25 protein-coding genes are annotated in these 25,399 nt (G+C 66.3%); 15 read left to right on the top strand and 10 right to left on the bottom strand.

Annotated elements, in window-relative coordinates:
* Nucleotides 1-51: 51 nt before the first annotated feature.
* Complete coding sequence (locus tag QE373_RS00955; protein WP_309682539.1) at nucleotides 52-519, bottom strand: hypothetical protein; 468 nt, start codon at nucleotides 517-519, stop codon at nucleotides 52-54.
* Nucleotides 520-701: 182 nt separating this feature from the next.
* Between QE373_RS00955 and QE373_RS00960 the strand changes: the two genes are divergently transcribed.
* The 4 genes from QE373_RS00960 to QE373_RS00975 all read left to right on the top strand — a co-directional run bounded on the left by QE373_RS00960 (nucleotide 702) and on the right by QE373_RS00975 (nucleotide 3,307).
* A complete protein-coding gene (locus QE373_RS00960) occupies nucleotides 702-950 on the top strand; it encodes a hypothetical protein (RefSeq protein ID WP_042613201.1) in 249 nt (82 codons plus the stop codon).
* 125 nt (nucleotides 951-1,075) lie between these two features.
* A complete protein-coding gene (locus tag QE373_RS00965; RefSeq protein ID WP_309682546.1) occupies nucleotides 1,076-1,993 on the top strand; it encodes a bestrophin family ion channel in 918 nt (305 codons plus the stop codon).
* A 24-nt stretch (nucleotides 1,994-2,017) separates the two neighbouring features.
* Nucleotides 2,018-3,007, top strand: a complete 990-nt coding sequence (hemB, locus tag QE373_RS00970) for a porphobilinogen synthase (RefSeq protein WP_057508553.1) — start codon at nucleotides 2,018-2,020, stop codon at nucleotides 3,005-3,007.
* 33 nt (nucleotides 3,008-3,040) lie between these two features.
* A complete protein-coding gene (locus QE373_RS00975; RefSeq protein WP_309682550.1) occupies nucleotides 3,041-3,307 on the top strand; it encodes a gas vesicle protein GvpG in 267 nt (88 codons plus the stop codon).
* Between the two features lie 100 nt (nucleotides 3,308-3,407).
* Here the strand turns inward: QE373_RS00975 and QE373_RS00980 are convergent, their stop codons facing one another.
* The gene (locus tag QE373_RS00980) at nucleotides 3,408-4,274 is read right to left on the bottom strand and encodes a hypothetical protein (RefSeq protein WP_309682552.1); all 867 of its coding nucleotides are present in this window, start codon (nucleotides 4,272-4,274) and stop codon (nucleotides 3,408-3,410) included.
* Between the two features lie 67 nt (nucleotides 4,275-4,341).
* Here QE373_RS00980 and aroE point away from each other — a divergent pair, with 67 nt between their 5' ends.
* The 3 genes from aroE to dinG all read left to right on the top strand — a co-directional run bounded on the left by aroE (nucleotide 4,342) and on the right by dinG (nucleotide 7,772).
* Nucleotides 4,342-5,184, top strand: a complete 843-nt coding sequence (gene aroE / locus QE373_RS00985) for a shikimate dehydrogenase (protein WP_309682555.1) — start codon at nucleotides 4,342-4,344, stop codon at nucleotides 5,182-5,184.
* 2 nt (nucleotides 5,185-5,186) lie between these two features.
* Nucleotides 5,187-5,540, top strand: coding sequence for a hypothetical protein (locus QE373_RS00990; RefSeq protein WP_057508549.1), 354 nt, complete (start codon nucleotides 5,187-5,189; stop codon nucleotides 5,538-5,540).
* A 156-nt stretch (nucleotides 5,541-5,696) separates the two neighbouring features.
* Nucleotides 5,697-7,772, top strand: coding sequence for an ATP-dependent DNA helicase DinG (gene dinG, locus QE373_RS00995; RefSeq protein ID WP_309689494.1), 2,076 nt, complete (start codon nucleotides 5,697-5,699; stop codon nucleotides 7,770-7,772).
* Between the two features lie 188 nt (nucleotides 7,773-7,960).
* On the opposite strand, the gene QE373_RS01000 is transcribed toward dinG, so the two are convergent.
* Nucleotides 7,961-8,314, bottom strand: a complete 354-nt coding sequence (locus QE373_RS01000; RefSeq protein WP_259169898.1) for a helix-turn-helix transcriptional regulator — start codon at nucleotides 8,312-8,314, stop codon at nucleotides 7,961-7,963.
* A gap of 27 nt (nucleotides 8,315-8,341) precedes the next feature.
* Between QE373_RS01000 and QE373_RS01005 the strand changes: the two genes are divergently transcribed.
* The 6 genes from QE373_RS01005 to QE373_RS01030 all read left to right on the top strand — a co-directional run bounded on the left by QE373_RS01005 (nucleotide 8,342) and on the right by QE373_RS01030 (nucleotide 14,388).
* Nucleotides 8,342-8,896, top strand: coding sequence for a hypothetical protein (locus QE373_RS01005; RefSeq protein WP_309682564.1), 555 nt, complete (start codon nucleotides 8,342-8,344; stop codon nucleotides 8,894-8,896).
* Nucleotides 8,897-9,031: 135 nt separating this feature from the next.
* Nucleotides 9,032-10,222 (top strand): hypothetical protein, encoded by a 1,191-nt coding sequence (locus tag QE373_RS01010; RefSeq protein WP_309682567.1) that lies wholly within the window; start codon nucleotides 9,032-9,034, stop codon nucleotides 10,220-10,222.
* Complete coding sequence (locus QE373_RS01015; RefSeq protein WP_309682571.1) at nucleotides 10,194-11,069, top strand: hypothetical protein; 876 nt, start codon at nucleotides 10,194-10,196, stop codon at nucleotides 11,067-11,069. Before QE373_RS01010 ends, QE373_RS01015 begins: the two co-directional genes overlap by 29 nt.
* Nucleotides 11,056-11,838 carry a class I SAM-dependent methyltransferase gene (locus tag QE373_RS01020; protein WP_309682574.1) on the top strand — a complete coding sequence of 261 codons (783 nt, stop codon included), beginning with the start codon at nucleotides 11,056-11,058 and terminating at the stop codon, nucleotides 11,836-11,838. The genes QE373_RS01015 and QE373_RS01020 overlap by 14 nt, the downstream gene beginning before the upstream one ends.
* 16 nt (nucleotides 11,839-11,854) lie before the next feature.
* Nucleotides 11,855-13,165, top strand: a complete 1,311-nt coding sequence (locus QE373_RS01025) for an ABC transporter permease (protein ID WP_309682577.1) — start codon at nucleotides 11,855-11,857, stop codon at nucleotides 13,163-13,165.
* The gene (locus QE373_RS01030) at nucleotides 13,162-14,388 is read left to right on the top strand and encodes an FtsX-like permease family protein (protein WP_309682580.1); all 1,227 of its coding nucleotides are present in this window, start codon (nucleotides 13,162-13,164) and stop codon (nucleotides 14,386-14,388) included. The genes QE373_RS01025 and QE373_RS01030 overlap by 4 nt, the downstream gene beginning before the upstream one ends.
* Nucleotides 14,389-14,593: 205 nt before the next feature.
* Here QE373_RS01030 and ilvD read toward each other — a convergent pair whose 3' ends face one another.
* Nucleotides 14,594-16,429 carry a dihydroxy-acid dehydratase gene (ilvD, locus tag QE373_RS01035; RefSeq protein WP_309682582.1) on the bottom strand — a complete coding sequence of 612 codons (1,836 nt, stop codon included), beginning with the start codon at nucleotides 16,427-16,429 and terminating at the stop codon, nucleotides 14,594-14,596.
* Between the two features lie 222 nt (nucleotides 16,430-16,651).
* Between ilvD and QE373_RS01040 the strand changes: the two genes are divergently transcribed.
* Nucleotides 16,652-17,224: a DUF1190 domain-containing protein gene (locus QE373_RS01040; protein ID WP_057508545.1), complete on the top strand. Its 573-nt coding sequence runs from the start codon at nucleotides 16,652-16,654 to the stop codon at nucleotides 17,222-17,224.
* Nucleotides 17,225-17,227: 3 nt separating this feature from the next.
* A complete protein-coding gene (locus tag QE373_RS01045) occupies nucleotides 17,228-18,406 on the top strand; it encodes a glutathionylspermidine synthase family protein (protein WP_057508544.1) in 1,179 nt (392 codons plus the stop codon).
* A gap of 155 nt (nucleotides 18,407-18,561) precedes the next feature.
* Here the strand turns inward: QE373_RS01045 and QE373_RS01050 are convergent, their stop codons facing one another.
* From QE373_RS01050 to QE373_RS01075, 6 genes are read right to left on the bottom strand one after another with little or no spacing between them, the layout of a single operon-like run.
* Nucleotides 18,562-19,860 (bottom strand): DUF58 domain-containing protein, encoded by a 1,299-nt coding sequence (locus tag QE373_RS01050; protein ID WP_309682585.1) that lies wholly within the window; start codon nucleotides 19,858-19,860, stop codon nucleotides 18,562-18,564.
* Complete coding sequence (locus QE373_RS01055; RefSeq protein ID WP_309682587.1) at nucleotides 19,857-20,870, bottom strand: MoxR family ATPase; 1,014 nt, start codon at nucleotides 20,868-20,870, stop codon at nucleotides 19,857-19,859. Before QE373_RS01055 ends, QE373_RS01050 begins: the two co-directional genes overlap by 4 nt.
* Nucleotides 20,867-22,063 carry a DUF4350 domain-containing protein gene (locus QE373_RS01060; RefSeq protein ID WP_309682589.1) on the bottom strand — a complete coding sequence of 399 codons (1,197 nt, stop codon included), beginning with the start codon at nucleotides 22,061-22,063 and terminating at the stop codon, nucleotides 20,867-20,869. Before QE373_RS01060 ends, QE373_RS01055 begins: the two co-directional genes overlap by 4 nt.
* A complete protein-coding gene (locus tag QE373_RS01065) occupies nucleotides 22,060-23,694 on the bottom strand; it encodes a DUF4129 domain-containing protein (protein ID WP_309682591.1) in 1,635 nt (544 codons plus the stop codon). Before QE373_RS01065 ends, QE373_RS01060 begins: the two co-directional genes overlap by 4 nt.
* On the bottom strand, nucleotides 23,684-24,682 hold the full coding sequence (locus QE373_RS01070; protein ID WP_309682592.1) for a stage II sporulation protein M: 999 nt from the start codon (nucleotides 24,680-24,682) through the stop codon (nucleotides 23,684-23,686). The genes QE373_RS01065 and QE373_RS01070 overlap by 11 nt, the downstream gene beginning before the upstream one ends.
* The gene (locus tag QE373_RS01075; RefSeq protein ID WP_309682594.1) at nucleotides 24,679-25,371 is read right to left on the bottom strand and encodes an RDD family protein; all 693 of its coding nucleotides are present in this window, start codon (nucleotides 25,369-25,371) and stop codon (nucleotides 24,679-24,681) included. The genes QE373_RS01070 and QE373_RS01075 overlap by 4 nt, the downstream gene beginning before the upstream one ends.
* Between the last annotated feature and the right edge of the window lie 28 nt (nucleotides 25,372-25,399).

Below are 25,399 nucleotides of genomic sequence, written 5' to 3' on the forward strand. Positions count from 1 at the left end.
TGGCCCGTTTACGGCTGAAAACGACTTAATTCCCCCCGTCCCCTTTTTTTTTCAGCGTGCGGGGATCTGCTGGGCCGGCAGGCGCGGGACGGGCTGCGGGTTGGGCACCCAGATCGCCACGCCGGCCGCCTTGCGCTGGGTGGTCGGGATGCCGATGCCAAGGCCCCCGCCGACGTGCGAACCGTAACTGCCGGCACCCACCGACATGCCCACCGGCGAGCCGCTGGAGCCCACGCCCATCAGGATCACGCCGTTGGCGCCCAGTGCGGCGGCATCACGCTTCAGGCGGGCCACGGCCGCATCGGTCTGGCCCTGCGTGCCGAAGCCCACCGCGCTGGACGATTCCAGCTGGGCGATCTCCACCGAACCGGCCGGCGGGGTGGAATACACCTGTACCTGCGCCGGGTCGATGGGCGCGCGGGCCTGGCCCAGCATTACCCGTGAGGTGGTGGCACAGCCGGCCACCAGCAACAGCACGGCGGCAGCGGCGGTCCAGCGGAATGTGGTGGTCGTGTTCATGGCTCGAACCCCTGTAGGTAGGCAGCGGATCATCGGTCCATCGATCTGAATCGGCCCCAACGCCGGGACCCTGCAGGCACGCTAGCACCGCGGCGGTGAGCGCGGCGGCAAGCCCATGCGGGCCTATCCGACGCCCACGCGAACGGCTATGGTGGGCCCCAATCCATCGGCGAGGAGGGCGTATGGGACTGATCAGTCTGTTGTGGGGCATCGTGGCACTGGTATGGATGGTGGTCGCGCTGGTGCCGCTGCTCGGCTGGGGCAACTGGTTCCTGATCCCGTTCGCCGCGGTGGGCGCGCTGATCGCAGCGATCGGCATCCTGTTCACCCATCCCAGCAAGCGCGGCCGGGCCTGGACCGGACTGATCCTCAACGGCATCGTCATCGTGGTCGGCATCTTCCGCCTGGGGCTGGGCGGCGGCATCGTCTGAGGTCGCGGTGCGACCGTCGGTCGCAGGCGGGCCGGGAGGCCGCTTGCGCGGGCGTACAATGACCAGCCCGAGGGCCGTCCGGCCCTGCCCAGCGCCAGACCGGCGCGCAACGCTCCCGACGCCCCATGATCATCCGCCCACGCCCGCACGGCTGGCAGCTGCTGTACATCCTGCGCGGTTCCATCGTTCCGGCGGTGGCGCCCAAGGTGCTGGCGATCCTGCTGCTGGCCATTGCCGTGTCCGCGGTGGTGGAACTGGGCAACGTGCCGGGCATCGAGCGGGTGTCTTCCGCGCCGTTCGCGCTGCTCGGCCTGGTGTTGTCCATCTTCCTCAGTTTCCGCAACAACGCCTGCCACGAACGCTGGTGGGAAGGCCGAACGTTGTGGGGCCAGCTCATTTTCGAATCGCGCTCGCTGGCGCGCCAGGTGCAGCAGCTGCTGCCCGACGATGCGCCGCGGCGCGCGCGTATCGGGCACCTCGCCATTGCCTTCGCCCACGGCCTGGCCGCGCGCCTTCGCGGCGCGGATGAAGCGCAGGCGGCACGCGAATGGCTGGAGGCTGATCAGCGTGTCCTGCTCGACGAGCGCCGCAATGCGCTGGATGCGCTGCTGTCGATGATCGCCGCCGAACTGGCGGTGCCGCTGCGCGACGGCCGCCTCTCGCCGATCCTGTATGCGCAGTTCGAAGAGCGCCTGCATGCGCTGTCGTCCATCCAGGCCGGCTGCGAGCGCATCCTCGCGACCCCGCTGCCGTTCGCCTACACCCTGCTGCTGCACCGCTGTGCCTGGTTGTTCTGCGTGCTGCTGCCGTTCGGCTTGGCCAGTTCACTGGGCTGGGCCACGCCGGTGCTGTCGGCGGTGCTGGCGTATGCCTTCTTCGGCCTGGACCAGCTGGGCGAAGAGATGGAAGACCCCTTCGGTACCGAGCCCAACGACCTGCCGCTGGATGCGATGGTGCGGACGATTGAAATCGACCAGCTCGACGCGCTGGGACAGCGCCCGCTACCCGACCCCCTGCTGCCGCGCGACTATCGCCTGCAGTGACCCGATGCCTTGACGGAGCCCCCCATGTCGCACCCCCTGTACCGCCCCCGCCGCATGCGCCGCGATGACTTCTCGCGCCGGATGATGCGCGAAAACACGCTGACCGTGGACGACCTGATCCATCCGGTGTTCGTGCACGAACATGCCGGCCGCACCGCGATTCCGTCGATGCCGGGCGTGGAGCGCCTGTCCATCGAAGAGCTGCTGAAGGTCGGCGAGGCGGCGGTGGAGCTGGGCATCCCGGTCATCGACATCTTCCCGGTGATCGACCCGGCATTGAAGTCGCTGGATGCCGAAGCCGCATGGGCCGACGATGGCCTGGCGCAGCGTGCGGTGCGCGCGTTGAAGGAACGCTTCCCGACGCTGGGCGTGATGACCGACGTGGCGCTGGATCCGTACACCACCCACGGCCAGGACGGCATCATCGATGACACCGGGTACGTGCTCAACGACATCACCGTCGCAGCGCTGGTGAAGCAGTCGGTGTCGCACGCACGGGCCGGCGTGGATGTCATTTCGCCGTCGGACATGATGGACGGGCGCATCGGCGCCATCCGCCGCGGGCTGGACGAGGCCGGCTTCATCAATACCCGCATCATGGCGTACTCGGCGAAGTACGCTTCGGCCTTCTACGGCCCATTCCGCGATGCGGTGGGCAGTGCCGGCAGCCTCGGCAAGGCCGACAAGAAGACCTACCAGATGGATCCAGCCAACGGTGACGAGGCCCTGCGCGAGATCGCACTGGACCTGGAAGAAGGCGCGGACATGGTGATGGTCAAGCCGGGCATGCCGTACCTGGACGTGGTGCGACGGGTCAAGGAGACCTTCGGCGTCCCGACCTTCGCCTACCAGGTGAGCGGCGAGTACGCGATGCTGAAGGCAGCCGCGGCCAATGGCTGGCTGGACGAACGTGCCTGCGTGATGGAGTCGCTGATGTGCTTCAAGCGCGCTGGCGCCGACGGCGTGCTGACCTATTTCGCGCCGCAGGTGGCGCGCTGGCTGCACGAGCGCTGACAATAGCGGCTTGTGCACGAGGAGAACGGAACCATGGAAATCCTGGGCGTTGGCCACTGGATGATCTGGATCATCGGGGTGGTGGTGTTCGGCGCGCTGATCGTCTGGCTGGCGCTGGCAGCGTTCCGCGAAAAACGGCGTGCACCGGAACTGCCGTCGGCCGCCGCACGCGTGTCACGCGAACTACAGCTGCCTGAAACGGTGCAGGCCGAACTGGCGGCGTTGAACCAGCGCAAGGACGACGGCCGCATCAGCGAAGCAGAATACGAACAGGCGCGCGCCAGACTGCTCGACCGGTAGAGACGGCCGCTGGCCGCCCGCATCGCCTGGCAGGGACGGCCGCTGGCCGTCCGCCGTTGGTGGGTGACGACCGTTGGTCGTCACGCTTCCGCATCCGCCGTCAGCCCCCACACCCGGCTACCGCCACCCCACGTGGCGCCATCATCCGGTACACATCGCTACCCCCCGCCCGGGGGGCGCGCGCGCTGCTGCTGGCCAACAGCAGTTCACCCGGCTTGGCCGCGTCGATCACCGGCGCACGGGTCATCCCGTCGGCCGTGTTGAACGACAGCGCCACCGGCTGCAGGCCGGCCGCGGTCCACGCGCAGTCGCTGCGCCACAGCTGGGCCGTGCCCTCGCCGGCACGGGTGAACACCACCGCACCTTCATTCCCCAGCCAATCGCCGTCGGTTTCGTCGGCCGCACTGTTCAACGCGCCCAGCGCGACCGCCGGGCCGCGCGCACCGGCGCGCAGCGTCGCCACCTGCAGGTCCCAGCCGCGCCCCTTGCCGGCCTGTCGCGCGAACAGCAAGCGCTGCCCGTCCGCGCTCAGCGCCGCGCCGCGCTCGGCCGCCTGCACGCCGGTTTCCTGCCAGCGCTCGGCTGCGCCGAACCCTCCGTCCGCGTCGATGGCCACCCGATACAGCGCCATCGTCCCATCGCGGTCGGAGGCGAACAGCAGCCAGCGCCCGTCGTGGCTGAAGTACGGGTCCAGGTCATCGGCCGCGCTGTTCAGCGCCAGCGGCTGCGGCGCCTGCCAGCGGCCTTCGCGCAGCTCGGCCTGCCACAGGTCCCAGCCTCCGCTGCCGCCGCCGCGGTCACTGGCGAACACGATGCGTTGGCCATCCGGGCGCAGGCTGGCGCGGCCTTCCCTCGCCTTGGTCGAGACCACGCCCATGCCTTCGATGCCGAATTCATTCAACGCCATCGCCACGGGGGCGCAGAGTAAACTGGCGGCCACAACCAGCAGGGGCAGGGCAGATCGCATCGTCCAGGTCCAGGCAGTACAGGGACGTCCAGTGTAGGGCGTCCCCTTCGAACCATCCGAGGATTCCATGACCGATCGCTACGCTGTCTTTGGCCACCCCATCGCCCACTCCCTGTCGCCGGACATCCACGCCGCATTCGGCCGGCAGGAAGGCATCGCGGTGGACTACCGTGCCATCGACGCCACGCCGGACGGCTTCCTCGCCGCGCTGGAAGCCTTCGCTGCCGAAGGCGGCCGCGGTGCCAATGTCACCCTGCCGCACAAGGAAGCCGCCTTCGCGCTGTGCACCACGCGCACCGCGCGCGCCACCCGCGCCGGCTCGGTCAACACGCTGCTGCGCAAGGGCGACCGCTGGCACGGCGACACCACCGACGGCGCCGGGCTGGTGCGTGACCTCACCGATCGCCACGGCCAGGACCTGCGTGGTCGCCGCGTGCTGCTGCTGGGTGCCGGTGGTTCGGCACGCTCGGTGGCCCCGTCGCTGCTGGATGCCGGCATCCGCGAACTGGTCGTGGTCAACCGCACGCCGGAACGCGCCGATGAACTGATCGATGCGATGGGCGAGCCCGGCCGCGCGCTGAGCCGCTACTGGGATGACCTGCACGACCTGGGCGACTTCGAACTGATCGTCAACGCGACCTCGGCCGGCCGCGACCCCAGCGCATCGTTCAAGCTGCCGCTGTCGCTGGTCAACAGCATGACCACCGCGGTGGACCTCAACTACGGCGACGCCGCCATCGCCTTCCTGGCGTGGGCGCGTGCGGCCGAATGCCGCAACACCGTCGATGGCCTGGGCATGCTGGTCGAACAGGCCGCCGAAAGCTTCCAGCAGTGGCACGAAGTGCGCCCGGACACCGATGCGGTGTACGCCGGGCTGCGTGACAACCGCCGCCTCACCGGAGAGGAATGAGCATGCAGGGCACCGACCTGTTGATGACCGTGTTGAGCCTGGTAGGCGTGCGCCTGCCGGTGTTGATCGCGCTGACCATCGGCGTGGTCTGGGTGATGGACGTGCCGCGCGGGCCGGTGCGCAGCGGTGCGCTGGCCGGGCTGCTGCTGCTGGCGGTGACCACCGTGGTCGGCCTGCTGGCCTCGATGCTGCCGATGGTGCTGGTCAGCATGGGCCGCTACGAGTCCATTTCCGGGATGAACATGATCTTCGGTGTCGTCCACTTCGTGCTGTCGCTGATCGAAGCGTTCGGGCTGGTGCTGGTGGTCTGGGCGCTGACCCGTGCCCTGCGCGGTGGCGTGCCGCGCCCGGCCTGACCCTGCACGGGTCCCTGCGGCAGCGCAGGGACCGCTCCGCAGCGGCCTGACAGGTTCAGCGTCGCGGCCCGGGTGGACCGGCCCGGCATGCGACAATACGCAGCCTGATCCCGTACCGGTACTCCTGGCGTGACCGAACCTGTCGCCGTGCCGCGCATGCTTGATGACGCCTTGAAGGATGCAATCCGCAAGGCGTACACCACGCTGCAGGCCAACACCCCCGGCTTTGCCACCCGCCGCTCGCAGAGCCAGATGATCGGCGTGGTGTCGCGTGCGCTGGCCAAGAGCGGTGGCGTGGGCGTCGTGGAGGCACCGACCGGCGTCGGCAAGAGCCTGGGTTACCTCACCGCCGGCGTGCCGATCGCCATCGCCACCAAGAAGAAGCTGGTGATCAGCACCGGCACCGTGGCGTTGCAGTCGCAGCTGGTCGAGCGCGATATCCCGAACTTCCTCAAGGCCACCGGGCTGGAAGCCACCGTGGCGCTGGCCAAGGGCCGCACCCGCTACCTGTGCACGCGCAATGCCGCCGAAGCGCAGGGCGAGGCCTCGCAGGGCGGCATGTTCGAAGACGAGCAGCCGCTGTACGACCGTCCGCTGGCGCCGATTGAAATGGACATCGCCGCGCGGCTGACGGTGGCCTTCACTTCCGGCAGCTGGGACGGTGACATCGACAACGCACCGGAAACCATCAGCCCGGGACTGCGCGGCCGCATCACCACACCGGCCTCCGCGTGTGCCGGACGCCGTTGTGCATATTCAGCGCAGTGCGCGGTGCTGCGTTCGCGCAATACCGTGCGCGATGCGCAGATCGTGGTCACCAACCACGCACTGCTGCTGTCAGCGCTGTCCATAGGCGAAAGCGAGAACAACCAGCCGCTGATCGCCGCACCGTCGGAGATGCTGCTGGTGCTCGACGAAGGCCACCACATCGGCAACGTGGCCATCGACCAGGGCGCTGCCAGCCTGGCGCTGGATGACATGGCCAAGCGCGTCGGGCGGCTGCAGATCCTGATCGCCGGTGCATACCGTGCGGTGGACAAGGACCGCCTGGGCAACCTGCTGCCGAACGAGGCCATCGAGGTCGCCAGCGACGTGGCCAAGCAGCTGCGCGCCTTCCGCGACCACGTCGAAGCCTTGTGGATGCCGGCCCCGGCCGACGAAGTACCGATGTGGCGCGCGGCCAACGGGCGCCTGCCCGAGGCCTGGCGCGAGCCGATCGAAGCGCTGGCCGACGACACCCGCAGCCTGTTCAACTGGGCGCACGCGGCCAACGCCCAGGTCGCCAAGGGCAAGCAGGATGACCCCGCCCGCGAGCGCCTGCAGCGCAACCTCGGCATGGCGTTGGAAATGATCGAAGGCCAGTACAACCTGTGGCAGGCCTGGCGCCGCGAAGACAAGGACGGCGCACCGCCGATGGCGCGCTGGATCACCGCCACGCGAGAAGGCGACCTGGTACTGCACGGCTCGCCGGTGTCGGCCGCGCACGTGCTGCGCAAGCTGTTGTGGGATGAAGTGGATTCGGTGGTGATGACCTCCGCCACGTTGACCGGCGGTGGCGATTTCCAGTCGCTGGCCATCGACAACGGCATTCCGGAGGACGCCGAAATGGTGTCGCTCTCTTCGCCGTTCGACCTGCCCAACCAGGCCGAGCTGATCGTGCCGCCGTTCCCGGTCACGCCGGACGACCGCGAAGGCCACCCGCGCGAAGTGGCGCGTTACCTCGGCAAGGAACTGGACTGGAAGAAAGGCTCGATGGTGCTGTTCACCTCGCGCTGGAAGATGGAAAAAGTGGCCGGGCTGATGCCTGCCGCCAAGCGCAAGCAGGTGCTGGTGCAGGGTGAAATGTCCAAGACCCGGCTGATCGACGAACACCTGCGCCGGGTTGCCGCCGGCGAAGGCTCGGTGCTGTTCGGCCTGAACTCGTTCGGCGAAGGCCTGGACCTGCCCGGCGAAGCCTGCACCACGGTGGTGATCACCCAGGTGCCGTTCGCGGTGCCGACCGATCCGCAGACCGCCACCCTCAGCGAGTGGTTCGAAGCCCGCGGGTTGAATGCCTTCAACCTGATCGCCGTGCCGCACGCGCTGCGCACGCTGACCCAGTTCGCCGGCCGCCTGATCCGCACCTCCACCGATACCGGCCGCGTGATCATCCTCGATTCGCGCCTGCTCAGCCGCCGTTACGGCAAACGCATCATCGATGCGCTCCCCCCGTTCAAACGCGTGATCGGCTGATTGCCCGCCGCCCCTGGATCACACGTGATCGGCTTGTCGCCCCGGGTAGTGCCGAGCCATGCTCGGCGGCTTCCCACTTCCAGTATCTGTTCCCCTCAACGTCCCGTCGGGTCCGGCCGAGTGGTGCGCGAGCGGACGCTCACCACCAGGCTGGGCAACACAGCGCGATTCGCACTGGCCTGATCCGTCTAAAGATGGACTTCGGCACTTTCCATCAATGCTACAACGCTGGCTACAACCGACACCGGGAGATTCCTTGACGAGGCGATCATCCTGGATTCCAGCGACGCCCTCGCACCTCCTGCTGCTGCACGTGCCTCGATCCCTCTACCCTGTGCCAGCCACGAAAGGCTGATGTTCATCACTTCGCTCAGGCGCTGGAGATGTGCGATGGACGGCGAAAAGCCGTGCTCACGTTCCCAATGACCGACTGTCGAACGGTTGACGTTCAAGGCAGCGGCAAGATCGGTCTGTGAGAGCCCACGGTCCACTCTCGCTCTGCGTAATCGTGCAGCCAGTGTCGTTCCTGCGTCCAGATCCAAAGCAGTCTCCGCGAAGTGGTCTCGAGCATGGTCCTAGTGTTCGAGATGGCGCCTCGCCAGTCAAAGGTCGACGGCGACCTTTCGCCGCATCCCGGTGTGGATCAAGACAGCGAAATCAAAGCCGAAAATGCCTTGCTGTGTGATCCACAGCAACGCGCTTGCGATTGTCTCGAGGAGCGGGGATTAATGGCCGCGGACGTTGAGCAGAAGCGTATAGAGGCCAGCGTTCCCTCGACACTGTTGTCCCCATGTGACCCTTGGAGAAGATTGATCATGAGCAATCGACTGAAAACTGCGGCCCTGTCGTCGCTTACCCTCATCATCTGTGGTGCCGCAGGCGCAGAGCCCTCGGCCGATGCGGCCAAGCACCCGATCAAGGGCGAAAGGCAGTTGGCAGCAGCTGCTGCGTGTCCGGAACTTGAGTCGCTCCGCATGTACGAATTTTACAGCGCGACAGGGATGGCCGCCTCTGACGGTCATCACCACTCGGACTCCATTGGCTCGCATCACCATCACGACACAGCCCAGGCAGCCGGCACGCCGGCAGAGTTCGGCCATGCGGCCAAGCGGTTCGACGTTTAGCGCGCGACTGTGAAGCGGGGAACATGGGGCGCGAACGATGACACTCACGCAAGACGCTCGAAGACTGGATGAAGGTCTGTGCCGAACGCGATATCCCAGCAGATGATCCTGGATGTATCTAATCCCCGCTGTCTTATGGAGATTGCTGATGCTACTTCACAGGCAGCCGAACTGATGGACAGGCTGCTCTGGGCGCGTCTTGAGCGCATGCGTGGCAGACTGCTCGCTGTCATGGCCAAGCAGGAATACGGCGCCGTCGTGCGCTCCATGCACTGGGTCTTCCAAAGCATGCCGGATTCCAGGAGAGCTCGTGTGCTACTCAGTCCAGAGCTCTGTGAATATCTGATCACCATCGCGAGGTTGGAGAGCGAAAGCCAGCAGGTGGATCGTCGATCTTCCAGTCGAGAAAACGAACTGAGCCGAGCCGTCGTCTCGATCCACGAACTTATGGAGAGAGAAGGTGCACTCGAGGAGCTCACACATGGGCAGACCGGTTCATTCCTTCGGAACATTCGAAGCTGGGAGATTCATAGCCCAGCGGGTGACTGCGTGGCACGGAAGAGCGAGAAAGGTAGCTGGTCCATCCATTCGTCTCCAATGGTGGGGGGCTGTGTCGCCTTGGACTTCGAGAGTCCACTCGCGCGCCATCATGAAGATAGCTCGGGCGTTATGAGCCAGCCGTCTTTGCCGTTTACGATGGCAGAGCGGCTGGAAGTTCAGCGGAAACTAGAGCAGGCAGTCGCAGCGATTGATCAAGCGGAACCACTGTATGGGGCGCTGATCAGGAACTTCGTGCGAAGGATCATCCTGCGTAAGTCGCACGACATTTTCGAAGAAGGCTCCGGCCGCTTCGCCTCGGAGCACGTGCCGCGACATCCAGGCTCTATTCGACTTCTGAATACTCATCACCCGAAGCTCAGCGTCGCTGCGTGCATGGAGAGTGTGATGCATGAAGCGACTCACAACTTGCTGGCGGCGTGGGAACTGAGTCATGGGTTTTTTGTTCCATCGGCGTGTGCTTACCGGGTGGTGTCCCCGTGGTCCGGAAACCAGATTCCGAACTCTTCCTACGTTCACTCCATATTTGTCTACTACATATGCCATCGCCTTCTGAAAAGTCACTTGCGTCGTACAGCGGAGTTGGCGACACCTGAGCAAAGCCACACGCGCCGCCGACTCGCTGCATGCGCAGTTGGATTTCTCATCAACCAGAATCTGGCCTCGCGCCTGGCAACCTTCGATACGTTGCCTGAAGGGATTGGTGAAATGATGGATCTGATGCAGAGGAAGATGAAAGATGAGTACAGAGTCCATGGCCCAGGCTGATTCGCGCACTGTGGTCATTACTTCTGAGCTCGACGATTTCGTTGCACGTCGAGCGTCGGCGCTGCGGGCGGCTGTATTGCACGTGGATGACCTCTGCGAGTGCATCAGTACGCGCCCTTGGCCCGAGGTACTCAAGGTTGATCTTCCGGATTACTTCAAAGCTGCAGTTCGCGGCGCCTACGTAATCAATCGTATTTTTTCTTTGGCAGGAACAAAGGTGGCCTCAAGGCTGAAGGCCGAGGGGATCGATGAGCGCTGGTTCCACATACGAATTCAGCCGCTCCTCGAGCTTGCGGACTGCTTGGCACATGATCCTGGCACCCGCGGTGTGTCCCGAACGTTGCTGCCACTGGACGCCCAGTGGTTCGAGATCAAGCGTGTAGGCTGCGAGGTATCCACTCCAGATTTCATTCGCGGCCGCGGTCGGGAACGGCCAAATGTGGCAGTCCTTCGTGAACCTATCCAGAAGTCAGCATGGTCGCTGTTCGAGTGGAAAGAAGAGCGGTCGATGACTTGGGAAGAAAGCCAGAGCAATCAGTTTTACGTCTCTAGGCCAGCAGGAATTCCTATCATCGCATGGTATCTGGGCAGGTCGGTCCATGGGTTCCATTGCCCTGGGAAAACGGCTGAGATTGACGAAGTAGCCATCCGAGCGATCACTTCCAAAGCCCGCGCGGCGTTCCGATCTGATGCGGGTGAAATGCTTCTCTTCCTGGACGGTAAAACGCTCTGCTTCCACGCATTCTCTCCACTGCTGGCGACCGTGGAACGGGTCGACGGCGTCGCGGGAAAAATTGATGGTTGGATCATGAATGGACGGCGAGGAGCTTTCGATGTGCCACGTTGACCGACTGCTCGAGTTGCGGGAAAAAATGGGTTGGGTTTACGGGAGCGAGGATCTTTGCGTCCTACTCTATAGCCTGGTCAGACGAATGCGTCCCTGCGTAATGGTCGAGCTTGGCACCGGATTTGGTGTCACCACGGCATGGATCGGAGCAGCCATGAAAGAGACAGGAGTCGGAACCCTTTACACATACGACAACGGGTCCCATTTTGATTCCGACGCGGGTCGCCGCTTTATTGATGGTCTGGATGGCGCTCTCGCCGGCCTGAGTCAGAAGAGTGAAGGGTCTTCCACCTATCTCGAGTTCGTCGGTGGCCTGCTGAGGTGGGCGGGGGTGGATGGGCGAGTCGTTCAAATCCAATGCGATATCGATCTCAATCGTATTGCTGCGGCATCTCAACTCGGAGGCGGCATAGATTGTGTATTCGCAGATTTCAGTCACTCAGCCGAGAGCATCCAACTGCTGCTCGGAGCATTCCTGCCGCGACTGAGTTCGACTGCATCGGTTTTCATCGACAGTGCTTCCACGCAACGGCTCAGTTACCTCACTTTGGAACGCATCGTAGATGACTTGAACCGGAACAAGTTACCGGTTGGCATATCACGGGGACGTACGGAGGCTGAGCTGTCGCTGCTTCTGCGTAAGGTGCAGTGCTCGAGGTTTCGCTTGATGCACCTCATTGAAGCCCGGGACCGGGTACAAAACAGTACCGCTTGGCTCTCGGTGGAACCGGTGGACGTCGTGCCTACGGCTGCCACCCTTCTCCACTGACCTGATGGCGGCAATCGTGATCGCTTACTACTTCAGCTTGGCGTACAGGCGCCTGCTGGCAACCAAAGGCATGAGCATTGCGTTGATGCTCGCACTGGGCCTGGGTGTGGGGGCCAGCATGACGATGCTGACCGTCGTCGACGCAATGACATGGGATCCGTTGCCAGGGCGCAGCACCCATCTTTTCCATCCCATCCTGGATCCTCTGCCGGCGTCATATCCTGTCCGCGCTGGACGCGATCCACGAATGGCCATGGCATGGCCGGATGCCCAAGCGTTGCTCAAGCTGGGACCCGCCTCCCATCAGGTGGCGCTTGCTTCCGGCAGGCTGCTCGTCGACAGCCAGATGGGTGTTCCCCGACCCTTTCATGCGAGAGGGCAGTACGCCACTGCCAGCGTTTTCGAGATGTTCGGGATAGCCTTGGTGGCCGGCCGCCCATGGACACAAGGCGAACAGGAGCGTCGCGCGCGCGTAGTGGTGCTGAGCCGCTCGTTGGCCGCGCGGGTCGGTCTTGGTGAGAGACAGGTGGGTAACACCGTCAGGCTGGGCGGGCGCTCGTTTACGGTGATTGGTATCGCCGAGGAGTGGAAGCCGCGGCCCCGTTTTCACACCGATCTCCAGCAGGATGTCTTCAAAGGCTCAGAGGAGTTCTTCATTCCTCTGGGCTTGACGATGGACCTCGACCTGGAGGTAACAAGCAGCCTGTTTTCCTGGTCGGACGCGGGCACGGGAAACAGGCTGGAGGATCCCCGATCCTCGTGGCTCCAGCACTGGGTGGAGCTTGGCGACGATACCCAGAAAACGGCATACATGCGCTTCCTGGAGCACTACGTCCAAGCCCAGGTCAACGTGGGTCGCTTTGAACGATACGTCACGCCGCGTCTGCCGAGCCTGCACGAGTACCTCAACGAGCAGCAGATCGTGCCGGATGAGGTCAGGTTGCAGCTTGCGCTATGCATCGCGTTCCTCGCGGTGTGTCTGCTCAACATGAGCGCCCTGATTCTCGCCCGCTTCCTTGGCCGGAGCCATGAAATCGCCATTCGCCGCGCCTTGGGCGCGCGGCGAATCGACATCGTCGGCCAACTACTGAGCGAGGCGGCGATCATTGGGGGCTGCGGTGGACTCATCGGGTTGCTTGTCGCCCAGTTGGGTACTGCGCTGGTTCGCCGCCAGCCCGAAGACTACGCGGCCCTCGTGCATCTGCATCCCGGCCTGATGATGGCCACGTTCGTGCTCGCGCTGGTCTCAAGTCTACTTGCGGCGCTGCCCCCCGCGCTGCGTACGCTTTCCGGACGCGTGGCCATGCAGATAAGTGTCGCCGAATGATATTCAGTCAGATTCCGTTGATTGCAAGATCGCTGAGGCGCAACCGGATCACGGCGCTTGTCCTCTCCGTGCAGATGATGGTTGCCACGGCGTGCGTGGCCAACCTGACGTCTCTTCTGATGGACAGACTGTCCACGTTGGGTCTGGATACGGGAATGCAGGAGAACGGCCTGCTGGTCGTCGAGGCAGAGTTCATTGGAGATCCCGCCACGAACCCCTCCGCCGCCATAGCGACGGACGTTGAAACCCTGCACCGTACGCCCGGTGTGAGCGATGTCGTGGCAGTTGGATCGCTTCCGTTGTCAGGACGGAACTGGACAGCTGGGTTCACGGACAGACCCATTGAAGGGAACCACATCGAAGGCATAACCGAGGTGGAGCCTTCAGTGTATGCGGTCTCTGCACCTGCGGTGCGTCTACTGGGGCTGGAACTGATCGCCGGACGGGATCTTTCGCCTGATGCGTTTGTCGCCATGCGTTCCAAAGATGGCTACGCAGGGCTGCACAGCGCAGGCGAAGCTGTTTTGTCCGAAGCAGTGGCGAGGCGCATTTTTCCTGGCAGTAGTGCGGTCGGCAGGTTCATCTATGCTGACGCAAGGTACCCGGTGCGCGTGGTCGGCGTTGTCAGGAGGCTGTCCAGGCCTGTGCTCCGCAATCACGAAGATGACGGCCTGTCCCTGATGCTGCCGCTTGTCCCTGATACGAACCGGGTCATGTACGCGATCCGCGAGTCGACGGGCGTAGCGGGCATTGGCGCGAACAACGCGCGGGAGGTGTTGTTCCAGCTCGATCCTACGCGCAGCATCGTGAGCAGCACCACCTTCGGGGAGCTGCGTTCGGATTACCTCCGCCATGACCAGATCATGGCCATCGTTTTCCTGAGTGCCACGCTCGCACTGCTCCTGGTGACCGCCATCGGCGTCTATGGGCTGTCCAGCTTCTGGGTTCGCCGACGCTATCGGCAGATAGCCATAAGGCGCGCACTGGGGGCGCGAAGGGTGGATGTCATGGTGTATTTCCTGGTCGAAAACCTGATGCTGGCGGCGGCAAGCACGTTGATCGGGATGGCCGCAGCCATGGGCATCAACCTGCTGGTTGCCAGACACTACGAGGTGGCACGACTGGGCCCGTCCTATCTGCTGGCGGCAGCACTTGCGGTCATTCTGCTTGGACAGATCGCGGCATTTGTTCCTGCCTGGCGTGGTGCCAGGCAGGGGCGGTAGAACGGGGGCGAAACGCCCCCAAGGCTCGGCGCTACCGGGCGTATAGGTAGTGACGGCCGCTGGCCGTCTGCTTGTGCCTTCCGCTGCGCTCGCCGAGCATGGCTATGCCGGTCGTCCTGACCGGCACCCTGCGGGCCGTCGCAGGCGACGTTGGCAGCGGCTCCTGCCGCTGCCTTCGGCGCTACCAGGGTGGCACCCCTCTTCGTCAGTCGAGCAGGGCGGTGTTGCGGACGGCGCCCTTGTCGGCGCTGGTTGCCAGCAGGGCGTAGGCCTTCAGCGCGCTGGTGACCTTGCGCGGGCGTGCTTCCAGCGGCTTCCAGCCGCGTGCATCGGCGGCGGCGCGGCGCTCGGCCAGGGTGGCGTCGTCCACCAGCAGGGTAATGGCGCGGGCGGGGATGTCGATGCGGATGCGGTCGCCGTCGTGGACCAGGCCGATCACGCCGCCGCTGGCGGCTTCAGGCGACACGTGGCCGATCGACAGCCCCGAGGTGCCGCCGGAGAAACGACCGTCGGTCAGCAGCGCGCATTGCTTGCCCAGTCCCTTGGACTTCAGGTAGCTGGTCGGGTACAGCATCTCCTGCATGCCCGGCCCGCCCTTCGGCCCTTCGTAGCGGATCACCACCACGTCGCCCGGCTTCACCTGATCGGCGAGGATGCCGGCCACCGCCGCGTCCTGGCTTTCGAATACGCGCGCATTGCCCTCGAACACATGGATGGACTCGTCCACGCCGGCGGTCTTCACCACGCAGCCGTCCACCGCCAGGTTGCCGCGCAGCACCGCCAGCCCGCCTTCCAGCGAATAGGCATGCTGCAGCGAACGGATGCAGCCTTCGGCACGGTCCAGGTCGAGCGACGGCCACCGCGTGGCCTGGCTGAAAGCCACCTGGGTGGGGATGCCGGCCGGGCCGGCGGCAAAGAACTCATGCACCTTCGCATCATCGGTGAGCGTGGCATCCCAGCGCTTCAACGCGTCGGCCAGGGACGGGCTGTGCACGGTCGGCACCGAGGTATCCAGCAGCCCGGCACGGTCCAGTTCGCCGAGGATGCCGAACACCCCGCCGGCACGGTGCACGTCTTCGATGTGGTATTGCGGCGTGTTCGGCGCCACTTTGCACAGCTGCGGCACGCGCCGCGACAGCGCATCGATGTGGGTCAGGTCGAAGTCCACGCCGCCTTCCTGCGCGGCCGCCAGCAGGTGCAGGATGGTGTTGGTCGAGCCGCCCATGGCGATATCCAGCGTCATCGCGTTGCCGAACGCGGCCGCGGTGGCGATGCCGCTCGGCAAGGCGCGCGGATCTTCGCCGCCATACCAGCGGTGGCACAGCTCCACGATCACCCGGCCGGCGCGGCGGAACAACATCTCGCGGTCGGCGTGGGTGGCCAGCGTGGTGCCGTTGCCCGGCAGTGACAGACCCAGCGCTTCGGTGAGGCAGTTCATCGAATTGGCGGTGAACATGCCCGAACACGAACCACAGGTGGGGCAGGCGCTGCGCTCGTACTCGGCGACCTTTTCATCGGAGGCGCTGTCATCGGCGGCGATCACCATCGCATCCACCAGATCCAGCTTGTGCTCGGACAGCTTGGTCTTGCCCGCTTCCATCGGGCCGCCCGACACGAAGATCACCGGGATGTCCAGGCGCAATGCGGCCATCAGCATGCCGGGGGTGATCTTGTCGCAGTTTGAAATGCAGACGATGGCATCGGCGCAGTGCGCGTTGACCATGTACTCCACCGAGTCGGCGATGATTTCGCGGCTCGGCAGTGAATACAGCATGCCGTCGTGGCCCATGGCGATGCCGTCATCCACCGCGATGGTGTTGAACTCCTTGGCCACGCCGCCGGCCTGTTCGATTTCGCGTGCAACCAGCTGGCCAAGGTCCTTCAGGTGCACGTGCCCGGGCACGAACTGGGTGAAGGAGTTGGCGATGGCGATGATCGGCTTGTGGAAGTCGCCGTCCTTCATGCCGGTGGCACGCCACAGGGCGCGGGCGCCGGCCATGTTGCGGCCGGCGGTGGAGGTGCGGGAACGGTACTCAGGCATGGGCTGGCAGGAACGGGCGGGCCGTACGACGTGGGTGTCTGGCGATCATGCCGGAAGATCTCGGTTGCTGCTGCAACCACCCGGACCGTCGGGCCGGGGGGCCGCGCATTTTTCCCCGTGGCTGGAACCTGACCCCATCGTTCATGTTGTTGCTTTGCCGACTTTGGTTGCAGGCGCTGATGCGGCATTATTGGTGGGTTGATCCGCATGAGGCATGAGGCCATGAAACGTTCCCGCACCACCGCGCTGCTGTTGATGAGCGCCGCACCGCTGCTGTTCACCGCCTGCCAGAAGGACGAACAGGTGCAGGTGCAGGAAGGGCTGTATACCTCCGTGCAGGCCTGTACCGAGGCCACCGGCGATCCGTCGTCGTGCCGCAATGCCTTTGCCGAAGCGCAGCGGCAGTCTGCCGATGCCGCGCCGAAGTACGCCGACAAGGCGGCCTGCGAAGCCGATTACAAGCCGGAAGAATGCGTGGAACAGCGCACCTCGGCAGGCACCTCGTTCATCGGCCCAATGATGATGGGCTTCTTCATGTCGCAGATGATGAACAGCGGACGTGCGGGCCTGGCCCAGCAGCCGCCGGCCGCCAGCCCGGCCTACCAGGACAAGAACGCCGGTTGGGCGCGCTCGGCCCCGGGTGGCAGCGGTGGCCTGAACACCGCCAGCGGCATCGGCGCCGGCAAGGCCGGGCTGGCCCCGGTCAGCAACGTGCCGAACCGCGCCACCACCGCCAGCCGTGCCGGCTTCGGCAGCACCAGTGCGCGCCGTAGCGGCGGCAGCTTCGGCGGCTGATCGATGCAGCGTGTCCGCATTGCCGAGCGCGCCCAGTGGCGCGCTCGTGCCGAAGAAGCCGGCTTCCGCTTCCACACCATCGATGGCCAGCCGTACTGGGATGAAACGGCGTACTACGCCTTCACCCTGCGCCAGATCGAACAGGACATCGAAGACCCCAGTGCCGAACTGCACCAGATGGCGCTGTCCCTGGTCGACGACGTCGTGGCCTCCGATGCACTGATGGACAAGCTGGCGATCCCGGCGCATTACCGCGACTGGATCGCCGACAGCTGGCGCCAGCGCCAGCCGCACCTGTACGGCCGCCTGGACCTGGCCTATGACGGTAGCGGCCCGGCCAAGCTGTACGAACTGAACTACGACACCCCGACCTCGCTGTTCGAAGCCAGCTTCTTCCAGTGGCAATGGCTGGAAGACCAGCGCAACGCCGGTCGCCTGCCGCAGCACGCCGACCAGTTCAACGCCCTGCATGAAGCACTGGTGGAGCGTTTCGGTGAGCTCGCCGCCAGGCTGCCGCCGCCGCTGTTCTTCAGCGCCGTGGGCAGTTCGCAGGAAGACGTGGGCACGGTGGACTACCTGCGGGACTGCGCCGCCCAGGCCAACCTGCACGGGGAGGGCATCGCCATCGAAGACATCGGGCTTTCCGAAGATGGCCGCTTCACCGCGTTGGACGACACGGTGATCGGCACGCTGTTCAAGCTGTATCCCCTGGAAGACCTGATGGCCGAGGAATTCGGCCGCGCGCTGCCGGCGTCCGGGGTGCAGTTGCTGGAACCGGCATGGAAGGCGGTGCTGAGCAACAAGGGCATCCTGCCGTTGCTGTGGGAGCGCCATCGCGGGCATCCGAACCTGCTGGAATCGCACTTCGATGATGGCCGCACGCTGGGCGCCGGCTGGGTCCGCAAGCCGCTGTTCTCGCGCGAAGGCGCCAACATCGAAATGCACCTGGCCGATGGCAGCGTGCAGCGCAGCGACGGGCCCTACGATGGCCCGGCGATCCTGCAGAAAGCGCATCCGTTGACCCGTTTCGAAGGCGGTTATCCGCTGATCGGCAGCTGGGTGATCGGCGACCAGGCCTGCGGCATTGGCATCCGCGAGGATGACAGTGCGATCACCCGTGACAGTGCGCGTTTCGTGCCGCACGCGATCATCGACGAAGCGCCGACGCAGATCTACGTCTGACCCCACGCGGTGACGACCAACGGTCGTCACCTGCCAAGGCCGGGCCGGCAGCCGGTGGCGCCGCGCCATGCCCGGCGGCTTTTTGTCGGCATTGGGTGATTGACGGCCAGCGGCCGTCACTACCGTACGGACGGCCAGCGGCCGTCACTACCCGGTTACAGCAAGCCGTCGCGCTTCACCGACAGGTAGCGTTCCACCAGCGCGCCGGGCAGCGCGTCGGCGGTGACATCCAGCACCATCACGCCATGGCTGCGCAGCGCATCGTGCGCCTGCGCACGCTGTTCCAGGTACATCGCCGCGGCGCCGGCGTGGGCGGCATCGGTGGGCTCCAGCACCGGCTGCTGCAGTGCCTGGTCCAGCACCTGTTCGCGCAGGCTGGCCACGCACACCAGATGGCGCCGCTGCAGAAGCTTCACCGCGGCCAGCAGGTCTTCGATGTCCTCGTCGCGCACGTTGGTCACCAGCATCACCAGCGCCCGCCGCCGCTGCAGGACCGAAAGCCGGGTAGCCGCGGCCAGGTAGTCGGTCGCCACCGGCTTTGGCTGCAGGTCATGGCTGGCGCGAAGCAGGTCGTCGATGGTGCCCATGCCGCGCTTGGGCGCCACCCAGCGCGGCTCGCCACCAATGGCGTGCAGGCCGACACCGTCGCCCTGGCGCAGTGCCAGGTAGGACAGCACCAGCGCGGCGTTCAATACCTGGTCAAAGTGAGAAAGCCCGCCGTCGCTGGCCATCATCCGGCGACCGGTATCGAGCATCAGCAGCATCTGCTGGTTCTTTTCGTCCTGGTACTCGCGCGATACCAGCCGGCGCGCGCGCGAGGTGGCCTTCCAGTCGATCTGCCGCAGGCTGTCACCGATGCGGTACTCGCGCATCTGGTGGAAATCGGTGCCTTCGCCGCGCCGGCGCTTGAGGTGTGCGCCAACCATGCGCGAGGCCTGTTCGGCACTGAACAAGGCAAAGCGGGTCAACGGCACGAAGTTCGGGAACACCCGCACATCGAGGGCAGGCGGCACGCTGCGTCGCTGCGTCCACAGCCGCCATGGCGACTGCAGGCGCAGTTGCACGCCTTCGAAGCGGAACGCGCCCCGCTGCGGCGGCTGCACGTGGTACTCCAGCGTGGTCGCAAAGCCGGCACGCAGGCGCAGCCGTCGCGGTAGGCCTTCGCTGTGCCACGCACCCGGCACCAGGTCGAACACCTCCAGCCGCATCGGTTGCCCGGCCTGCAGGCTCAGCTTTACCGCGCGGCGCACGTCCAGCGCCAACGACTCCGGCATGTGCCGCTGCACGCCGGGCGACGGCAGCCGGCGCAGGCGCAGCAGGTCGACCAGGCCGATCAGCAGCAGCGTCGCCAGCAGCGCCCACCAGCTCCAGCGCGGCAGCGCGCCGGCCAGCACCACGCCACCCACGCCGGCCCACGCCAGCAACAGCCACAGCAGGGGCAGGGCAGGCCTCATCGGCGCGGAGCGTCCACCTTGGCCAGCAGCGCCGACAGCACATCGTCCGCGCCCTGGCCTTCGATCTGCAGCTCCGGGGCCAGCGCGATGCGGTGGCGCAAGGCCGGGCGTGCGATATCGCGCACGTCGTCCGGGGTGACGAAATCACGGCCGGACAGCAACGCCTGCGCACGCGCGGCCCGCACCAGCGCGATGCTGCCGCGCGGCCCCGCACCGAGTGCGATCCCCGGCCATTTGCGGGTGGCGGCGACGATGCGCACCGCATAGTCGATCACTTCGGCATCCACGGTGATGGCGGCGGTCGCCTGCTGCAGCGCGACCACCTCGCCGGCACTCAGCACGCGCGGCACGCGCTGCAGGTCGAAGTCGCTGGCGCTGCGCCCGGTGGTGACCGCATCGACCATGCGCTTCTCTTCTTCCAGCGCCGGGTAATCGATGATGATCTTCAGCAGGAAGCGATCCAGCTGCGCTTCGGGAAGCGGGTAGGTCCCTTCCTGTTCCACCGGGTTCTGCGTGGCCAGGGCCATGAACGGCGGCGCCAGCGGGAACGATTTCCCTTCGATGGTGACCTGCCCCTCCTGCATCACTTCCAGCAGCGCGGACTGGGTCTTGGCCGGGGCGCGGTTGATCTCATCGGCCAGCAGCAGGTTGGTGAACACCGGCCCGCGACGGATCTTGAAGCTCTCGCTCTTGGGGTCGTACACCGCGTGGCCGCTGACATCGCTGGGCATCAGGTCCGGGGTGAACTGCACCCGGCCGTGGTCCAGTTCCAGGGCCTGCGCCAAGGCGCGCACCAGCAGCGTCTTGCCCAGTCCCGGCACGCCTTCGATCAGCACGTGGCCGCCGGCCAGCAGCGCGATCAGGATCTGGTCCAGCACGTCCTGCTGGCCGATGAAGGCATGGCCGACCGCTTCGCGGATCGCGTCCACGCGTTCGACCAAGTCACCGGCAACCGGCGAAGGCCCACCCAGCGGCGGCGGGGACGAAGGGGTGTTTTCCAGTTCGGTCATAGCAGGCGTCTCATCTGCAGCAGGAGGGCAATCCGCTCTTTCAGGGCGGTAAGGTCGTTGGCGGCGGGCGCGGCCAGCGCGGTGCGTACCCGGCTTTCCGGCCACTGCAGCAGGGTAGCGATGGCCTGTTCCTGGGCGGCGCCTTCCAACGCGGCGGCGATCGGCGCGCGCGCCTGCAGCCGGCGCAGGAACAGTGCACGCACCGCGGCATGCAGGCGGGCGCCCTGGCGCTGGCGCAGCAGCAGCTCACCGCTGGCGCGCACGTGTTCCAGCAGCGAACGGCGTTCGGCCAGCGGCGAGGGCAGTTCACTGCCGAAGCGCTGCGAGCGCATCCACAGCCAGCCCAGCAAGGACAGCAGCAGGGGCAGCCACAGCGGCCATCCCTCGAAGAACATCCGCGCCCACAGCGACGGCGGCCGGCTGGCATACACCAGCCACATCGTGCCCTTGCCGTAGTTCGGCTGCAGCAGGTAGCGCGCAAGGTCGCGGTGCGGCCCGTCGTACAGGCCATCGCGCGGGTTGTCCAGATCGCGCTTGGGTCGGTACTGGGCAACGATGAACGACGGGGCTTCCGGCTGGCCGCGCATGAAGTCCATGTCGGCCAGTACATCCACGCTGCCCTGGCCGTGGCGCAGGCGCGCGAACACCAGGCCGCTTTCGTTGCGCCACTGCCGCTGCACGTTGGCATGGGCGGCATCGCTGAGATCGAAACGGCGGCCGCCGCAGAACTCCTGGTGGCGATCTTCGCCTTCCACTTGGAAGGGTTGGCAGTTGCTGCCGAAGCCCAGGCTGCCGATGCCCAGCGCCTGCAGCAACGCAGGCTCCCGGCGTTCGTCATCGTTGCCGGTTGGCGGTGTGCGCACCAGCAGGTGCCCGCCGCGCTGCACCCAGGCCAGCAGCGCGGCCACTTCCGGCGCGGGCAGTTCGCCACTGTCCTGCAGCAGCACCACGGTGTCGCCGGCGGCCGGTGACATCACCGCCATGTCCAGCCGCGCGCGTGCCTGCACCTGCAGGCCATCGGCGCGCAGTGCCTGGCCCAGCACGTACAGCGGGTTGTAACTGGCTTCGCCCTGCGGTGGCAGCGTTTCGGTCCGGGTCACCTGCTCATGGGTGCGCAGGAACCACACGCCCAGCGGCACGCTGACCAGCACCGCCAGTGCGATCAACACCGGCCATAGCACGCGCGCCTTCATGCCGGCCACCGGTACTGCGCCTGCAGGGCATCGGCCAGCGCTGCAAACGCATCGCGCGAGGGCAGGCGGTTGCCGTAGGCGGCGTACTGCCACATGCGCACGATGGCGCCGAACAGTTCGCGGTCACGCGCATCGGGCATCCGGCGCGAAGCACGCAGCACCTGTGCTTCGGTGGCGCCGGGCGGCAGCACCACGCCGCTGCGTTCCACCACCGTGCCCACGCTGGCGCGGTACAGCAGGGCCAAGGCCTGGCGCGGCAGCCCGCGATCCCACAGTTCGCGCGCGCGGGTCGCCACGTCGGGCGGCACCACTTCGGGCAGGGTGATGGAGTCTTCGGTCACCGCGCTGGCGCTGGCAGCCTTGCGCCGGCCGGACCCGCGCAGCCACGGCAGCCAGCGCCGCGCGGTCAGCAGCAGCACCAGCAGCACCACGCCGAGCAGCAGCCACAGCCCCCATTCCATCGCCAGCGCGACCATCTTGGCGGCCGATCCGGCAAGCTCCCTGGATTTGCCTGCGTCGGCTTCGCGCTTGAGCCGCTCGCGTTGCCTGCGCTCGGCTTCGTCCTCGGGTTCACGCGTTTTCCATTCGGTCACCGTCCGGGTGGGGCGCTGCAGCGGATCTTCATACGCGCGCTGCACCGCCTGGCGGAAGCCGGCGGTATCCACCGGAGCGTCGCCGAAGATGCCGGCCGGGGTGTCGTCGGGGTCTATCGGAGACAGCGCCGGCGCCTCTTCCTCGCTCGCCTCTTCGGTCTCGCTGTCCTCATCGTCGGCAGCGGCGGTCGCGTCCTGTGCCGTGTCCTGCGCCTGCACCGGCGCGTACGCGGCAGGCAGCGCGAACAGCACCACCAGCAGCAGCAACGGCGCTGCCTGCTGCAGGCGCTCGCGCAGGCGGCGGAAGCTGATTTCCACGTCCCATGCTTCCATCTGAGTGCGGCGGTTGAGGTACAGGCCGAAGCCTGCGCCCACATGGAACGGCCCGATCACGCTGGCGGCCAGCCAGAACACGCCATTCAATCCGAACTTCGCCCACGCCGGGGTGTCCTGCCGCACCAGTTCCCACGCCGCGCGCCAGGAATCGCTCAACAGCTCCACCGGGACGAACAGGAAGATCGCCGACAGCGCGCCGATCACCAGCACGGCTTCAAAGCCGAGGCACAGCAGCGTGAGCAGCATCGACGGACCCGCCGCCGCGCTCAGTACCGCACGACGGCGCAGGCTGCGCAGCGATGCGTCGGCGCCCTCCAGCAGGTTCACCGGCAGGCACACGTTGCGCACCGGGCTGAAGCGCCGCCAGCCCAGGTAACCCCAGAACCCGCTGATGCCCCACCCGCGTTGCGCACGCAGTGCCTGCCATGCGCTGACCGGCTCACCGAACACATCGCGTGACAGCACGTACAGCACCACGCGCTCGAACAGCGGCTTGCACCACCACAGCAGCAGCCACGCCCAGCCAAAGGCATCGCCGTGCCACCACGCCAGTGCATTGAACAGCAGGAACAGCGGCGCACTGGCCAGCAGCCAGGCACCCCATGCCGCGCGCGGCTGGCGGCGCGCCAGCGCGGTGCCCAGCTCCATCGCCTCCCAGCTGCTGCGTGCACGCAGCGCCACGTTGAGCTGGTCAATCCGCATGTGCATCCCCGCGGCCACCGCGCCACAGCCACAGCAGCACCAGCGTCCACAGCACGGCGGCCACGCTGTACTTGCCCCACGCCGGGATGCTGGCGATGGACGACCAGAACGCTTCGATGAAGGCCGCCACCAGCAGCATCGCGGCGACGCCCAGGCACAGCCGTGCACCGATGCGGCCGCCTTCCACCAGCGCATCCAGGCGGCGCAGGCGACCGGGCGCGACCAGCCGCAGCCCGAGCTGCAGGCCGGCGCCGCCGGCGATCACGATGGCAGTCAGTTCGAAGGCACCATGGCCGACCACGAAGCGCCAGAACGGATCGCCGTGGCCCACGTGCTGCAGGTGCCCGGCCACCGTGCCGATGGTGATGCCGTTGAACAGCAGCACCAGCACCGTGCCGACACCGGCCAGCAGGCCACTGGCGAAGGTACGCAGGCCGATGCTGATGTTGTTCATGATGTAGTAGCCGAACATCATCCAGTCGGTGCCACTGTCGCGGCCCAGGTTGGGTGAAGACGGGTCATACATGCGTTCCACCTGCGCCAGCCGCGCGTTGTCCATCAGCAGGTGGACCAGGTCAGGCCGCAGCTGCACGGCCACGAAGCTGCCCACCAGCGGCACCGCGAACAAGGCCAGCGCCACCCACATCACCGTGGACTGGCTGCGCACCAGCTGCGGGAAATCGGCGAACAGGAACTCCAGCACGCCACGCCAGCGGAACGCCGGCGTGCGGTACAGCAGCGTGTGGCCGCGCTGCATCAACTGCTGCAGGTGTTCCACCAGCTGCGGGCTGTAACCGCGCTGGCGGGCCAGCGCCAGCTGCTGGCACAGGCGGCGGTAGCGCTGCGGGAATTCGGCATCGGCCGGCAGCGCGGGATCCACCGGCGCACGCGCGCGGCGGCGACGGCCCAGGTGCGCGCGCTGCTCCAGCCAGGCTTCCAGGGCCTGCCATTCGGGTTGGTACCGGCTGACGAACTGTTCCTGCTTCATCGCCGTCCCAGCAACCAGTTGGCCATGGCATACAGGCGCAGCACGCCGACCTGGCCGTTGGCTTCGGTCAGCGGGCTGACGATCGCCGCCAGTTCCTGCTGGCGTGCCGGTACCAGCAGCGGCGCGCGTTCGGCGAAGGCGATCACCGCCGATTGTTCCAGCGGCCGCAGCGGTACCGGTGGCGGCAGCGTACTGTCGATGGTGGCCGCCGGCGCACGGATGCGCGGCTCCGCATGCACCACCAGGGTACCGGCGACCAGATCGCCAAGCCGCCGGCCATGCGCATCGAACAGGCTGCTGAGCAGCCCCAGCGCATAGCCGAACGGCAGCATGTCCACGGTGCGCAGCAGGTTGCGGGTGACCGACCCACTCCAGCCCACCGGTGCCCCGTCGCGGGCGATCACCCGCAGGCCCATCGCCCGCTTGCCCAGGGTCTGGCCCCAGACCGCTTCGAGCACGATGGTGTAGGCCCAGTACAGCAGGAACATCAGGGCCAGGTGCAGTCCACGACCGAACTCATCCAGCAGCGCCAGCGGAAAGGCCAGCACGATCAGCACGGCCGCGCGGATCGAAAAATCGATGAGCCAGGCCAGCGCGCGCGGCAGCGGGCCGGCGGCACGCAGCTGCAACGGCACGCCTTCGGGCGTGACCACTTCGCGGTAGGTGTCCAGCATCGGCAGTGCGGTCATCTGTGCCGGATTCCTCTCCGGCAGGCGG

The sequence above is a fragment of the Stenotrophomonas sp. SORGH_AS_0321 genome, assembly GCF_031453215.1.
GTDB classification, from domain to species: domain Bacteria; phylum Pseudomonadota; class Gammaproteobacteria; order Xanthomonadales; family Xanthomonadaceae; genus Stenotrophomonas; species Stenotrophomonas chelatiphaga.